Origin of the sequence: Pseudomonas sp. SB113 (genome assembly GCF_040754745.1) — a bacterium.
Lineage (GTDB): Bacteria > Pseudomonadota > Gammaproteobacteria > Pseudomonadales > Pseudomonadaceae > Aquipseudomonas > Aquipseudomonas grimontii.
Map to the genome: position 1 here is coordinate 126,558 of NZ_JBFMHW010000014.1, position 14,074 is coordinate 140,631.

The following is a 14,074-nucleotide window of genomic DNA, read 5'->3' on the forward strand; positions in this document are numbered from 1 at the left end:
CTTATCAGACGATTACACGCGCGCAATTATAAATATTTCTTCATTATCCACACTCTTGCTAAGCGCATATTTATATTCGCCTGCGGTATGTATTTCAACTACTCGCCCACACGACTCCATAGTCTCTCTAATTTCAAATGGGCTTGGAGTACCGTCGCTTCTGTAGCTCATAATTATTGTAGACGAAAAAAAGTGCTCGCAGATGGACCTTAATTGCTTGAGCGCGGAGTCTTTCTTATGCCAGGCGCTTTCGATATTCACAATGGGTTTGTGAGGGTATCGCGAGTCACCTTTCAAAAAAAGCTTGTAATCACATAGCCCTTCTAGAAAATGATAAAAATCAGAGTAATTGACGGGCACCGACCTCCCATTCATATAAGGAGGATCCATATAGACTACGTCATAATTTTGAGGAAGCATTTCTAAGCAGGCGGTATCGACACAAGAAGCAATATTATGATTCGAGCCCATATCTGGTAACACTGCCAGCTCTTTTATGCATTTAATAGCATGATCTTTTATAGAGGTTTCCCACGTTTTCGCGTTCCCAAAAGACCTGACAACATCCTTGGTTCTCATATCTAAATTAGCACGATGAAAAAGATTATAGGGCCGCTTCTTTATCAACGCTTGCCCGACGGCATAAATATAAATACTTTTTTTGAAGCCTGAATATATCAGTATATTTTGACAGAAATTATCCACTTCAATATTTTCATGCTCTTTAAAGTAGATACCTTTAAACTGCTCAGCCACAATAGACTCGAAATCATCCGCCCTGTGTTTAAGTAAAAAATCCAAATCCGCATCTAGATCCAAGTTATTTACTTCATCCTTGGTATAACTCAAAAAGAGAGATGCTGTGTTTTGATTGTATTTCAAATAGTCATTCGCGAGTACTTTCTTTCCCATACTACGAAATAGCAATGCTACGATCCCTGACCCGGAGTACAAGTCTATTATAGAATCGCACCTTTCAGCCTCAACGAGCTTTGAGATTTCTGGAAGAATCTTTCTTTTCGACCCTTGAAAACGTGTTGCGGGAAAGCGTGGTAGCAGCATTTTTTTCTCCTGATCGGCGCACTATATCAGATGTAATTATGCAGGTAAATTCGCCAATACCGACCAGAAAAAACATATCCTTATAAGTGTAACAACTCACACTGGAGTGCACATGTCACATGCATACACTTATTTTTAATCCCTTCCCCCCTCTGACCACCTTTAACAAACTCTGCAAATTAAAATTCATCCCCACACTACAAACAGTTAACACCACGAATCGCACACGCTTTTCAGAACAAACAAATAATTAACTCCGCACAGGCTTTCACCTATTATTATCAATTTAAGACTAAACCCTCATAAGAGAGCCAAAACCAAAGCATTGTTCGCAGACGAGGAGGGCGAATCCGAAACAACGTTATCCATAGCAAAAAGCTGGGCAATAAATAATTACCACCGTCCTTTCGCGACCAAGCCAGAAACCCCAGCAGACTTCCTCAATCCAATATCAAATGCGGCAAAAACCGGCTCGAATCCTTGGTAATCAAACTATTATCCTCCCGCACCCCAATCCCCGCCGCCTGATCCCCAATCACCCAAGACCCAATCAACGTATAGCTGTCCCCAAACCGCGGCAACGGCGCAAATTCCTGAAGAATAAACGGCGCATCCGTATAGGGACCGTCCTCTTTCACGATCAGCCCATCAGCCGTTTGCAGTTCGATATTCGCCCCTTCCCGTGAGAAAAACGGCTTGCGCACCCAACCCTTTGGCACGGCTTTACCCGGTTCGGTATCCAGGTGGGCGGCGAGCAAATTCGGATGGCCTTTGTTGAATTCCCACAGCAGCGGCAGGATGCCTTTGTTGGAGAGGATGGATTTCCACGCGGGCTCGAAAAACTGCGTGTCACTCTCGGCAATCGCCGAACCAAAGGGCTCGTGGAAGATGAATTCCCAGGCGTGCAGTTTGAACAGGTGAGGAATCCAGCGATCTTCAAGGTCGACGAAGCGGCCTTCGCTGGTCAGGCCGATGTCTTCGATGTCGATGTGGCGTGATTCGATGCCGACTTTTTCCGCGACGAGGCGCAGGTAGTCGGTGGTGCCTTTGTCTTCGGTCGACCCTTTCATCGAGGCGAAGTAGAAAGGCTGGTTGACCTGCAGTTGGGCGAAAGCCTGGTGCAGTTTGGTGTCGATGCTGTTGAACTGGTCGGCATGTTTGGGCAGCAGGCCGCGTTCGATGCATTGCTCGAGCCAGCCCCACTGGAACGCCGCGGCCTCGTAGAGGCTGGTCGGTGTGTCGTAGTTGAGTTCCAGCAGCTTGGCAGGGCCGGTGCCGTTGTAGGAGAAGTCCATGCGCCCGTACAGGTGCGGGTGGCCTTCGAGCCATGAGGTTTTGATCATGTCGAAGAACGGCGCGGGAATGCTCAGGCGTTCGAGCAGTTCTTCGCTCTGGACCACGCGGGCGACGAGGTCCATGCACATGTCGTGGATCTCGGTGGTCGGGTCTTCGAGGTCGTGCTCGATTTGCTTGAGCGTGAACTGGTAATACGCGCTTTCGTCCCAGTAGGGTTCGCCGTCGATGGTATGGAACAGAAAGCCAAGGTTTTCAGCGGTCTGTTTCCAGTCATGACGCTCTGCGCAATGGATTTTCTTCATGGCCCGGTTTCCTTAACTGCTCGACCCACCGCCGCCCCAACCACCGCGTGCGCTGGCCTTGCTGCCGAAGCCGCCACGGGAGGTGGCCGACGCCACGGAGCTCGACTGGCTGGAGGAGCGCAGCGTGTTGGTGTAATTGCTGCTGCCGTAACGGGCCTGATTCGAGCGGCCAAACGTCGCGCCATTGGAGACACGCTGATTGAGCGTCGAGTTGCCGTAATCACCGCGATCATCGCGATAGCGATACACCGGCTCAGAGCGGTAGCTATTGCGATTGCTGCTCAGCATGTTGCCGATCAGCAGACCGGTCAGCAGGCTGCTGGTGGAGAAGCCTGAGCCGCCGCTTGCCTGAGCGTTACCCGCCTGTGCGTTAGCAGCGTCTACCTGGGATTGTGTCACCTGGCCTTCGGCGGTCAGTTCGAAACCGCCCAGCTTGGGAATGAACTGGCCATTGGAGTCCAACTGGCACCAGCCGGCGACAAAGTCGGCATCGCAATCGGCCTGGCTGGCGTATACCGGGGCGATGCGGCGATGCTCGGCCATGGCGGTCATGTAGGCGTCGGAACAGACGTCCACCGGAAGCTTTTCATCGGCACATTGCTGAACCGACTGGAAGTTGTACTTTTTCTGCAAATCGTAGGTTTTTTCCGTCGGCCCACAGCCGGATATCGCCATGGCGACCGACGCTGCCAGCGAAAGCTGGACGTACTTGCTTCGTTTCATCGGGAGCTCCGTGCGCAATCAGTTCTGGGTAGGCGTCATGCAGGCGGCATTCAACATGCCGACGCTGATGGCCACGGCGGCCACGTAGATGCCCGCTGCGAGCTCGCCTCTCTTGATGCGCTCGGAAGTGCCTTTGAGCACGAGGCTGGTCAGCAGAAACGCCAACAGTTGGACGACGGCTGCGATCACCGCCCAGACGACGAAGTCGAGGATGCTGATCGAGTAGGCAATCACGTTGCTGGCCGGAATGGCGAAACCGACGATGGCGCCGCCCAGGGCGACGGCCGCGGAAACGTTGCCCGCCCGGATCAGCTCGAACTCCTTGTGCGGGGTGACGCGGGTGTAGATGAACTGGAACAGTGCGAACAGCACCGCCGCCCCCAGAATGTAGGTGACAAAGCCGACGACGGCGGCTTTGTTCAGGGAGATGGAGAGAGCTTCTAGCATGGACTTCTTCCTTTTTTAGAGCGCATTCAAGTCGGTTGTGTACAGCGAAATGCCCAGCGAGGTGCTCAGGCTGACGGTGCCTTCAGCGTCTTCTTCGACAGAGAACAGCAGAAACTCGCGTCGATCGGTCAGGCCTGTGTCACGGGCATATAGCATCGAACGGTGCTCGACGCTGTAGGAGTGCTCGGGGTTTATCACGTGCTCGCTCATGGCCACCAATTCTGTCTGGCCATCCTCGCTGCCCCATACGCGCGCGTATTCGACGCCGTTGTGGGTGTAGGTCGGCAATCCGATCAGGCTCTGCGGCCCCGCCAGCCGGCGCAGTTCAGCTTCGCTGCTGAGGGTGACGTAACTCAGGTAGTTGAACAGGATCACAGACTCGACCTGCCCGGCGATGTCGCCCGTGGTGTGCACCTGCAACCAGTAATCTTCGTCGTTCATGTAGTAGCGCGACAGCCAGGTCGACTGCCCGAGGTCAACGGTGCCGTTACTCCAGATCTCCTGGGAGCCGGGGATAACCACCGTGGTTTTCCCGTCGAGCAACAACTTCAGGGTCGTGTCGAATATCACGCCTTTGCCCGGAGCCAGGCCCAGCGGCCCGGTGGTCGGCAGGGGTTCGGCGGCGGCGCCTTTTGAGTGTGTATTCGCTTGCGGGGCCTCAAGCCCCATCAACTGTTTAAACCATCCCATTGGAGATTTCCTTGAGGCGGGTGGAGGCGATGTAGAAGAGTTCGCCGCCTTCAACGCGCGTGGCGCTGGGCGGGTTGATCGACGGTTGCGATGCACCCTTGGCGCGATAGCCGATGAGGGTGGCGTTGTGGCGCTCTTTCATTTGGGTGTACAGATCGCCGAACGTAGCTTCAAACGCCTCGGGCAATCTCATCAGGTATTGAGTGGCACCCTGCCCCACGCACAGCAGCTCATTAATGACCACCGACGAGCCCGGATCCTGCGAGGCGCGCACCAACATCTCAATGGCCATGCTTGACGTGCATTCCAGGCTGGGCGCGTAGGAGCTGGCCAGTGCGGCAATTTCACTTTCATTGAAGTGGGCGACTACATGCCCGACAGGGCTCAGTTGATTCACTGCCAGCACGGTGGCCAGCGTCAGATCATCAGACGGGGTTCGCACCAGCACACGCTCGGCACCGGGCACACCGGCACGTAGCAATAGCGCTGTGGAGGACAGGCTTTCACCACGGATGAACGCCGCTTTGCCCGGCATCGGGTTTTCGTCGAGGGTGCAATCGCAGATGACGATCAGGTTGTCGTTCGAGGTTTCGTCTTGAAGCAACAACTCGATGACCCGCTCACTGGGCGCGCCCTCCCAGCCAATGAGCACGGTATGGCCGATTTTGCCGGTGAAATCGCCTTTGCCCTTCATGCCTTTTCTCCATGCATCGATGACAGTGCTGGTGGTTTTGCCGATGGCTGCCGTCAGCAGCGCAATGCCCCCGAGCATGACCCAGGTTGCCACGAATACGCGCCCCGCCGAGGTCTGTGGCGCAAGATCGCCATAACCGACGGTCAGCGTGGTGGTGAGATAGAAGTAAACAAACGTGGCGGGGGCGGTGAGGTGTTGTTCGCCCAGGTACACCAGGCCCAGATAAGCCGTGCTCAGGTGTACACCCAAGGCAACGACCAGGCCTGCCCAGCCGAAACGGTGAAAGAGGGAGGAGGCGTACATGCGTAGCAAAAGAAAAATCGACATTCCGTCCCTGACTCCCTGGGTACTTGATTCCCGATGACGCCACCGCATCGACATCTGGATGCTCAAGTGCGCTCAGCCGGCATTAAACCTGCTGCGTGGCTTGGAGAGAAGTACCTTGGCTGCAATAAATCCGGCGAATGCACCAAACAGATGCCCCTCGAAGGAAACACCCTGGCGAGGCAGGAAGCCAAGGATCAGGCCGCCATACAGTACCGCCACGACACCGGCCGTTATCAGGTTGCTCCAGCTCCGGTGGAACCAGGCGCGAGACAACAGGTAGGCCCATAACCCGAAGACCCAGCCGCTGGCCCCCACGTGTATGCCCGCAAATCCGAACAGCCAGACCAGCGAACCGCCCAGCAGGATAATGATCGCGCTGACGGTAACGAAGCGATTAAGCCCTTCGATAATCACCAGGGTGCCCAGGATCAAAAAGGCAACCAGGTTCGCGCTCAGGTGGGCGAACGAGCCGTGCAAAAACGGTGAGGTGAGGATGCCGGGCAGCCCCTGCAGCGTTCTCGGGATCAGGCCGAACGCCATGAGGCTGTAACCGGTCGCCACATTAAGCAGTTGCAGCGCGACCATAAACAGAGCCAAGCCTGCGATTATCTTGAAACCCTTCAGGGCATCCATCCTGACCTCGACGTAAAAAAGAAGGGCAGGTACTGCCCTTCCTGCGGCGACGTTGCTTACTCGGCCGACTTTTGCTTCAGACGCTCCAGAATCGCATTGGCGCTGCCTTCGTTCGGCGTGATGCCGGCGTCGCGCAGCTTGCGTTCCAGGTCGGTCCCCGTGGACGCCTCAACCAGCTCATCCTGGGCTTGCAGTTCAGCGGCGCGTTGCTGCTGCTTGGCCTGCAAACGATTCAGCGTACCGACGGCGGTTTCCAGCTTGCCGTTGGCACCGCCGCTGGCGATGGAAGCGCTGACCTGGGCCTTCTGTACGCTATCGCGCGCCTTGGCCATATCCACTTGCTGGCGCAGGCTTTTGATCCGGCTTTCGGCCTTGGTGATGTCCTTGCGCATGCTGTCCGCATAGCCACCAAACTCGGTGGCTTGCTTATGCTCGACATCCCGCTCGTTGGTCAGGCTCGAAATGGCTTCGGCCACTTCCAGGGCGAGGTCTTCACGATTGGCCTGCAGGGCAGCCACTGCCTTGGACTCCAGGTCCTTGATCTTGGCGTCGTACTCATTGACGCGATCAGTCGCCAATTTGTGCTTGGCCATGATGCTGACCAACTCACGCTTGGCGTTGGCCAGCGCAGTGTCGGCATCGCGGATTTCCTGATCGAGGATGCGCAGGGCCTGTTGGTCGACGATCGATTCGCCGACTTCGTTGGCACCGCCACGCAGCGCGGTGAACAATTTACTCCAGATGGACTGAGTCATTGGATACTCCCGAATACTTAATTGAAGAAACGTTCAAAGGCTTCGCTGGCGCGCTGCACGTTGTCGACCAGGGTTTTCACCTCGGTCACGATATTGGTCAGGCTGGAGTCGGAGCTCAACGCGCCGAACATGTTGTAGACAACTTGCCCGTTAGGCATGGACTCGATACCGATGGAGGACAGCGGGAACATTTCCCGGCTGCGCAACACCGCGTCATTGAATTTAGCGACATCGTTGATGGACTCGACATCGACTAGAACGGTGTCAACGATGATCTGCTCGCCCACCACCGCGATGTAAATCGGCAAGCCACCGAAGTCGTTCATTTCCAGCTTGATGCTGGACTCGGAGCCTTGGACGAGAGAAAGCGTAATGTCCTTGGACACCACGTCGTCCAGGGCCTGAAGAGCGGTGAAGAGACGATCGATATTCCAGTTGTTACCTGCGCTCATGAAATTCTCCGACATGAATGAGCCAGCCAGAATCGGCTGGCGAAGCTGTTTCTCCATCTGCTTGAGCAGGCTTCGATTTTCGGGAAGCACCCAAGTCTCGTGTTTCACGTAGCCGGCGGCCGCCAGGCCTGCACGCATCTGCTTCATATAGAAGCTCGATGGCTTTTTGGCGGACGGCTTCAAGCGCTCTCCCTTGAGGCTTGCTGAATCGGTATCGGGCCCTTTAGGCGGACTCGATGGAGAGCTGCTTTCCATGGTACTGACCTCGCTGTGAAAAACTCACGCGTGAGAAAATCTACAGGCATTTTTTGCCACACTCAATAGCTCACGCGTGAGATTTTTTGACTTACTTTCCCGACCACGAAAAGGATCAGTCCTACTGACAAATTCCGGATTGTCGCCTTTGAGTTGACGGTATTACCCATTCCAGCCGATTTATCCCCCATCACCCACCCATTAATCTGTGCCCATGTTGAACGCAACGCCCAACCAACCTAAACAAAAAAGGATTCAACCATGAGCACTCCAACCTACAACCGCTTGAACAAAGACGACGCCGTAGTTCTGCTGGTCGACCACCAGACCGGTCTGATTTCCCTGGTCCAGGACTTCTCACCCAACGAGTTCAAGAACAACGTGCTGGCCCTGGCTGACCTGGCGAAGTTCTTCAACCTGCCGACCATCCTCACCACCAGCTTCGAACAAGGCCCCAACGGCCCGCTGGTGCCGGAGTTGAAAGAGATGTTCCCGGACGCGCCATACATCGCCCGCCCCGGCCAGATCAATGCCTGGGACAATGAAGACTTCGTCAAGGCGATCAAGGCCACCGGCCGCAAGCAGATCATCATTGCCGGTGTGGTCACAGATGTGTGCGTAGCGTTCCCGACCTTGTCGGCGCTGGCGGAAGGGTTTGAGGTGTTTGTGGTGACCGATGCTTCCGGCACGTTCAACACAACCGTGCAGCAGGCGGCGTGGAGCCGGATGACCCAGGCCGGTGCACAGTTGATGAACTGGTTCTCGGTGGCGTGTGAGCTGCACCGCGACTGGCGCAACGACATCGAAGGCCTGGGCAATCTGTTGTCCCAGCGCATTCCCAACTATCGCAACTTGATGAATGGGTATGCGGCGCTGACGGCTCACCAGAAGTAAGTCAGCCGAGATTGGCGATAAGCCTGCCCTGAAAAGCAGGCTTTCGTCATTCAACCGAGCTTCCAACTTAAAGAACCACAGCGCACTGCTCTTCAATCAGCATGATCGCCATTTGAAGTAGCCCTCAACTGTGATTGGGAGCTGACTATTACGCGACCTTCGTCAGCCCTTTCTGATTTTCCCCGCCGTTCATCCAGCCGCTTTTTGCTGCGGCAGACTCCGACGCCTTGCCCTCTGCCGAGACGTCACGGATGACCCACGCTTCCCACATTGCCTCTATCGAACATGAGCTGGATGGCTTTCATCAGAGCCTGGTGATGTATCGCCAGCAGATGGGCGCCTGGTATTCGCAGGCGCTGGATTCGGTGAGCCATGCGGCAGATATGCCGTCGTTGCTGGGGATGGATCGGGTGTTGCGCTTCGGTGACTCGCAGACAACCGTGAGCATGAGCGATCCGAACTTTATCGGCAGTGTTGCCGTGTGCCAGTTGGGCGGCGAGCTGAAGATAGAGAGCAAATTCGACTCGGTGTATGACGTGCCGATTGGCGACATCTCGGTGGAGGTGATCGGGCTGGATGACGGCAGTTCCACGCGGGTCATGCTGGATGAGCATGGCAAGGGCTCACACCACTGCGCCGCTGGCGGACGCTATCAGGTGCGGGTACAGGGCGGTGTTTCCGAGGAGCAGGTGGATACGCTCTTCGTCTCCTACGCCGGGCTGACGGCGGACCTGGAGCGGTGGCTTCGCGAACAGTGGCAAGGCTTCAAGCCGCATTGGCAGCAATCCACGGCCAGTGCGATTGGCAGCGGCGTGCTGGCGGGCAGTTGGGCTGCGATCCGGGACGTGTGGGACAGCATCAAGCTGGTGCAGGCGATGCTTGAAGACCCGTTGAAGTACGTCGAACAGCTGGGGGCTGAAGCGGCCAAGCTGGCGCAAATCGCCACCGATGCGCCCAAGGTCATGGAACAGGCGATGTTACTCGCCAGTGATGAAGCGGCGCTGTTCCTGCTGGTGCGCACGGCGATGATCTGGTTGGACGCATTGCCGCCCAGTGCGATTGCGCAGGTGGCTGCTGGGCTTGTGGTGTCGTTGCTGATTGACCTGGTGATTGGTGCGGTGCTGACCATCGCATTGCCGGCGGCGGCTGTGGCGTATTTGAGCCTGCGCCTGGCCAGGTATGGCGCGCAGATTGTTAAGGCGGCTGTAGGTTTTGTTCAGAGCGTGCTGGCGATTCTGACGAAGTTCATGCAGTCGGTGGATCGCTACAAGGCGGTAGCGGTTCGCGGCGTGGTCGGCGGGGTGAAGCAAGGCACGCTGCAGATGCGCTGGCGGGCGCGGCAGAACGCGGTGCTGAAGCAAAAAGAGCCTGTGGATGATGTGCCTGTTTCGGGGAAAAACCCGAACGGGGATGCGGCGGCGGCTTCGGATAAGACCGTCACCAACGGCTGCCCGGTGTCGATGGTTACCGGGGAGGAGTTGCTCACCCTGACCGATGGCACGTTGGACGGGATTTTGCCGTTTGAGTGGACACGGTTGTACCGCACCAGTGCGGTGGAAGTGGATGGCGGCTTGGGGTTTGGCTGGAGTCATTCGCTGGCGCATCGGCTTGCGGTGTCGGGCGATTCGGTGGTGTGGACGGACCATGAGAATCGCTCGATTGGGTTTCCACTGCCGACTGTTGCTCGACCAGCCATCACCAATAGCCTGGCCGAAGCAGCGATCTATTTAGGGGCTTCGCCGGACGAGCTGGTGTTGGCCCAGACGTCGCGGTTCTATCACTTTCGTGACGGGGTGTTGGTCTCGATCAGTGATGCGTACGACAACCGGCTGCGGATTTCTCGGGATTTTCTGGGGCGGATTGAGCGGCTGGATAACGGTGTCGGGCGTTCGCTGTTCCTGCGCTATGCGTTCGGCCACATCGTGGCGGTGGACTATCAGGTTCAGCGCGCCAAGGGGCATGAACCCTTCGAGTGGATGACCGAGCAGAACCTTGTCTCCTACGCCTATGACGACCTGGGCCGGTTGGTTTCGGCGACCAATGCGGTAGGCGAAAGCGAGGTTTATCGCTACGACGATCAGCACGTCATTCTTGAGCGGGGCTTGGCCGGTGGGGCGAGTTTCTTTTGGGCGTGGGAACGGGCTGGCAAGGCCGCGCGATGTGTTCGGCATTGGGCCAGTTTTTCCCAGATGGATACGCGGTATGCCTGGGGGGATGACGGCCGGGTCACGCTGCATAACGCCGATGGTAGCCAGGAAGTATACGTCCATGACGACCGGGCGCGACTGGTGCAACGGATTGATCCGGACGGTGCGCAGCACTTCAAATCCTACGACGCCAAAGGCCGGCTGACGGTTGAGCAGGATCCGCTGGGCGCTGTGACGGCGTATCAGTACGACGAAGCCGGACGCTTGGTGGCGTTGTTTCCCGGGGATGATGAGCCGAAGTCCTACGAGCATGACAATGGTTTCGTACGGGTTATGCGCCGTGGTGAGGCGGTCTGGAAGTACGAGCGCAATGACCAGGGCGATGTCATCCGCAAGACCGATCCCGATGGTCATGTTACGGATTACAGCTACGACAAATATGGGCAACTGGTTGGGATTTGGTACCCCGATCACAGTTGCCAGCGGCTGGTGCGGAATGAGCGGGGGCAACTGGTTGAAGAGCAGTTGCCCAATGGCGGGATCAAGCGTTATCGCTATGATGACTTGGGGCGACAGATTGCCCGCGAGGATGAGCATGGCGCGCTGACCCAGTATCAGTGGGACAGCGTGGGTCGGTTGGTTCGCGTCGTATTACCAGGCGGTGCATGTCGGGAATACAGCTACAACCCCTACGGAAAAATCACCGCCGAACGCGACGAACTGGGCCACGTCACCCGCTACGAATACGCCGACGGGTTGCACCTGATCTGTCGGCGCATCAACGCTGATGGCACTCAGGTCAACTACCGCTACGACAACGTGCGGTTATTGCTGACCGAGATCGAAAACGAGGTCGGCGAGACCTACCGACTTGATTACCACCCCAATGGCCTGATCCAGCAGGAAATCGGCTTTGACGGGCAGCGCACCGCCTACGTCTACGACCTCAACGGCAACCTGCAGGAAAAGACCGAATACGGTGACGACGGCAGTCAGCTCGTTACTCGCTACGAGCGCGATCACGCCGGACGCCTCGTACGAAAAAACCTGCCCGACGGCAGCCTTGTTGAATATGCCTACGACCGCCAGGGCAACCTCCTCAGCGTTGACGACGGCCATTGGGCGCTGGCCTACGAATACGACCGCCAAAACCGCCTCACCGCCGAACACCAGGGCTGGGGCACCTTGCGCTACGGCTACGACGCCTGCGGCCAGCTTCAACACCTGCGCCTGCCCGACAACAACCGCCTCACTTTCAACCGCGCCAAAGGCGGCCACCTCGCCACCGTCGAGTTAAATGGCACGCTGCTGACCTCTCACCTATTCAAAGCCGGCCAGGAACACCAACGCCAACAAGGCCAACTCCTCAGCCACTACCACTACGACGACCAGCACCGCCTGCATGCCCACGCGATCACCCAGCAACAAGACCACCTCTACCAACGCCAATACGACTACGACAAATCCGGCAACCTCACCCGCCTGCTCGACACCCGCAAAGGCGAACACCACTACCACTGCGACCCCGTAGGCCGCCTCACCCGCGCCGACCACTCCCAAGACCTGCAGGAACGCTTCGGCCACACCCCCGCCGGCACCCTGCTGATGCAAGACCGCCCCGGCCCCGACATCGTCGCCGGCAACCGCCTGATGATCCAGGGCGACCGTCACTACGACTATGACGCCTTCGGCAACCTGATCCGTGAACGGCGGGGTCGTGGGCACATGCTGGTCACCGAATACCGCTACGACTGCCAGCACCGCCTGATCGGCATCACCCAACCCAACGGCCAAACCGCCAGCTATCGCTATGACCCGTTTGGGCGACGCATCAGCAAAACCGTGGACGGCATCACCACGGAGTTTTTCTGGCAAGGCGACAGGCTGATTGCCGAGCACCATTCGGACCGCCATCGCTGCTATCTCTATGAACCCGACAGCTTTCGTCCGTTAGCCTTATTGGAAGGCTTCGGACCAACGGAAACGAAGGCCTTCCACTACCAACTCGACCACCTCGGCACACCGCAGGAACTCACCGACCCCGACGGCGACATCGTGTGGTCCGCGCACTACCGCGCCTACGGCCAGATCAGCCGTCTCGACAAAGGCACAATCGACAACCCGCTACGTTTTCAGGGTCAGTACTTTGATCAGGAAAGCGGGCTGCACTACAACCGTCATCGCTACTACAATCCGGATGTTGGTCGCTACCTGACGCCGGACCCGGTGAAGTTGGGCGGCGGGATCAATGCGTACTTGTACGCGCCCAACCCTACTGGGTGGGTGGATCCCCTGGGACTGAGCGTCTGCCCAGGTGGGGATGGATGTAAACCATCCTACAACGCTGAGAGCCCAACAAAGCACGCAAAAGCTAACAATGGCGAGCCAACGCTCCCCGCTCCCGCGTCAAAACAAGACACCACCGTCAGAGTACGGCATTACACAAGCAGAGCAGGCTCAAAAGGAATTGAAAAAACAGGAGTGATATTGGCCCAAGATAACAACAGAGTCTATCTCGAACCTGCAAAGAGCAAAGTGCTAAGTCCTAGAGATGCACAGGAAAAATATCAGATCGACAAAAGCAAAGGCCGAGATTACATTGAAACGGACGTACCTGAGTCACAATTAGAACTGGTAAAAAACCCCAGATACAGCACCATGGAACTAACCGTAAAAGGTAACCTGACATTAAACAACCCTACCTTTACGAGGAGAAAGTAATGCTAGAGCAAAATCAAAAAATAGTTCTTACCGGAAAAGAAGCACTTGACGCCCTTAAAGAAATTGAATACATACTTATATCCCTACACAAAATGGGCAGCTTTTATGCTGAAAAACCTGGCGCGCTGGAAGAGTATCGCAAAGCGACCACTGACTTTATCGATGACTGTGCCGTTACCCAACGATTGTCAAAGGTACGCACGATAATTTCTCAACACTTTGACGACTCTCTCGGCGATGACGAACTGGATGATATAGAGAGACATTTTTCCGACTTGAAATTTTGGAAACCCGATCAACCCTTGAATAAAAAAACACCTGAAACAGAAGTACCGGAAGTCTCGAAGGGAACCATTCAACAAGTAACGTGCAAGCGTAACGAATTACTGGTGGTTTTTACCAACCAGCAAGATGAACTTCTACTAATCACCTTTCACAACCCCGTAGCATTCAAAGGCATTAGCGCGATTGGAACCGAAACAGATGGCCTTTTTAAAGAAGGAGACCCTACGCTTTTAGAAGACGCAAAATGCATTACCCCTCTGCAAAATACGGAAACTTATTGCTTCAAAGCAACCACGAGCAGAGAGATTATTTTTATAGTAACTTCAGAAGGATACAGCGTTGAAAAGATATGATTGAAAACGCAACAGCCTTTCCAGATCAAAAATTCAAA

Annotated in this window: 12 protein-coding genes; 3 read left to right on the forward strand and 9 right to left on the reverse strand. The window is 56.0% G+C overall.

What is annotated here, in order from left to right:
- Nucleotides 1-12: 12 nt before the first annotated feature.
- The 9 genes from AB1462_RS19245 to AB1462_RS19285 all read right to left on the reverse strand — a co-directional run bounded on the left by AB1462_RS19245 (nt 13) and on the right by AB1462_RS19285 (nt 7,528).
- Nucleotides 13-1,062 carry a DNA adenine methylase gene (locus AB1462_RS19245; protein WP_259194151.1) on the reverse strand — a complete coding sequence of 350 codons (1,050 nt, stop codon included), beginning with the start codon at nt 1,060-1,062 and terminating at the stop codon, nt 13-15.
- A 440-nt stretch (nt 1,063-1,502) separates the two neighbouring features.
- Nucleotides 1,503-2,660 (reverse strand): glutathionylspermidine synthase family protein, encoded by a 1,158-nt coding sequence (locus AB1462_RS19250; protein WP_259194150.1) that lies wholly within the window; start codon nt 2,658-2,660, stop codon nt 1,503-1,505.
- 12 nt (nt 2,661-2,672) lie between these two features.
- A complete protein-coding gene (locus tag AB1462_RS19255) occupies nt 2,673-3,383 on the reverse strand; it encodes a DUF1190 domain-containing protein (RefSeq protein WP_090401886.1) in 711 nt (236 codons plus the stop codon).
- An 18-nt stretch (nt 3,384-3,401) separates the two neighbouring features.
- Nucleotides 3,402-3,830 carry a DUF350 domain-containing protein gene (locus AB1462_RS19260; RefSeq protein ID WP_024077626.1) on the reverse strand — a complete coding sequence of 143 codons (429 nt, stop codon included), beginning with the start codon at nt 3,828-3,830 and terminating at the stop codon, nt 3,402-3,404.
- 15 nt (nt 3,831-3,845) lie between these two features.
- Nucleotides 3,846-4,520 carry a DUF2491 family protein gene (locus AB1462_RS19265; protein ID WP_090401885.1) on the reverse strand — a complete coding sequence of 225 codons (675 nt, stop codon included), beginning with the start codon at nt 4,518-4,520 and terminating at the stop codon, nt 3,846-3,848.
- On the reverse strand, nt 4,507-5,541 hold the full coding sequence (locus AB1462_RS19270; RefSeq protein WP_090401884.1) for an ion channel: 1,035 nt from the start codon (nt 5,539-5,541) through the stop codon (nt 4,507-4,509). The genes AB1462_RS19265 and AB1462_RS19270 overlap by 14 nt, the downstream gene beginning before the upstream one ends.
- A 72-nt stretch (nt 5,542-5,613) precedes the next feature.
- Entirely contained in the window at nt 5,614-6,174 is a 561-nt protein-coding gene (locus AB1462_RS19275; protein ID WP_259194149.1) for a rhomboid family intramembrane serine protease, read from the reverse strand.
- Nucleotides 6,175-6,230: 56 nt separating this feature from the next.
- Complete coding sequence (locus tag AB1462_RS19280) at nt 6,231-6,929, reverse strand: PspA/IM30 family protein (RefSeq protein WP_259194148.1); 699 nt, start codon at nt 6,927-6,929, stop codon at nt 6,231-6,233.
- 17 nt (nt 6,930-6,946) lie between these two features.
- Nucleotides 6,947-7,528, reverse strand: coding sequence for a YjfI family protein (locus AB1462_RS19285; RefSeq protein ID WP_090401881.1), 582 nt, complete (start codon nt 7,526-7,528; stop codon nt 6,947-6,949).
- 369 nt (nt 7,529-7,897) lie between these two features.
- Here AB1462_RS19285 and ycaC point away from each other — a divergent pair, with 369 nt between their 5' ends.
- The 3 genes from ycaC (at nt 7,898) to AB1462_RS19300 (ending at nt 14,036) form a co-directional block, all read left to right on the forward strand.
- Nucleotides 7,898-8,530 carry an isochorismate family cysteine hydrolase YcaC gene (ycaC, locus tag AB1462_RS19290; RefSeq protein WP_027605204.1) on the forward strand — a complete coding sequence of 211 codons (633 nt, stop codon included), beginning with the start codon at nt 7,898-7,900 and terminating at the stop codon, nt 8,528-8,530.
- Between the two features lie 251 nt (nt 8,531-8,781).
- Nucleotides 8,782-13,398: an RHS repeat-associated core domain-containing protein gene (locus AB1462_RS19295; protein WP_367247634.1), complete on the forward strand. Its 4,617-nt coding sequence runs from the start codon at nt 8,782-8,784 to the stop codon at nt 13,396-13,398.
- Nucleotides 13,398-14,036, forward strand: coding sequence for a hypothetical protein (locus AB1462_RS19300; protein WP_259194668.1), 639 nt, complete (start codon nt 13,398-13,400; stop codon nt 14,034-14,036). The genes AB1462_RS19295 and AB1462_RS19300 overlap by 1 nt, the downstream gene beginning before the upstream one ends.
- Nucleotides 14,037-14,074: the final 38 nt, after the last annotated feature.

Coding starts and splice junctions, on each gene's coding strand:
- AB1462_RS19265 (WP_090401885.1), bottom strand. CDS start 4,520: ATGGGATGGTTTAAACAGTTGATGGGGCTTGAGGCCCCGCAAGCGAAT.
- AB1462_RS19280 (WP_259194148.1), bottom strand. CDS start 6,929: ATGACTCAGTCCATCTGGAGTAAATTGTTCACCGCGCTGCGTGGCGGT.
- AB1462_RS19250 (WP_259194150.1), bottom strand. CDS start 2,660: ATGAAGAAAATCCATTGCGCAGAGCGTCATGACTGGAAACAGACCGCT.
- ycaC (WP_027605204.1), top strand. CDS start 7,898: ATGAGCACTCCAACCTACAACCGCTTGAACAAAGACGACGCCGTAGTT.
- AB1462_RS19245 (WP_259194151.1), bottom strand. CDS start 1,062: ATGCTGCTACCACGCTTTCCCGCAACACGTTTTCAAGGGTCGAAAAGA.
- AB1462_RS19285 (WP_090401881.1), bottom strand. CDS start 7,528: ATGAAGCAGATGCGTGCAGGCCTGGCGGCCGCCGGCTACGTGAAACAC.
- AB1462_RS19260 (WP_024077626.1), bottom strand. CDS start 3,830: ATGCTAGAAGCTCTCTCCATCTCCCTGAACAAAGCCGCCGTCGTCGGC.
- AB1462_RS19300 (WP_259194668.1), top strand. CDS start 13,398: ATGCTAGAGCAAAATCAAAAAATAGTTCTTACCGGAAAAGAAGCACTT.
- AB1462_RS19270 (WP_090401884.1), bottom strand. CDS start 5,541: ATGTCGATTTTTCTTTTGCTACGCATGTACGCCTCCTCCCTCTTTCAC.
- AB1462_RS19295 (WP_367247634.1), top strand. CDS start 8,782: ATGACCCACGCTTCCCACATTGCCTCTATCGAACATGAGCTGGATGGC.
- AB1462_RS19275 (WP_259194149.1), bottom strand. CDS start 6,174: ATGGATGCCCTGAAGGGTTTCAAGATAATCGCAGGCTTGGCTCTGTTT.
- AB1462_RS19255 (WP_090401886.1), bottom strand. CDS start 3,383: ATGAAACGAAGCAAGTACGTCCAGCTTTCGCTGGCAGCGTCGGTCGCC.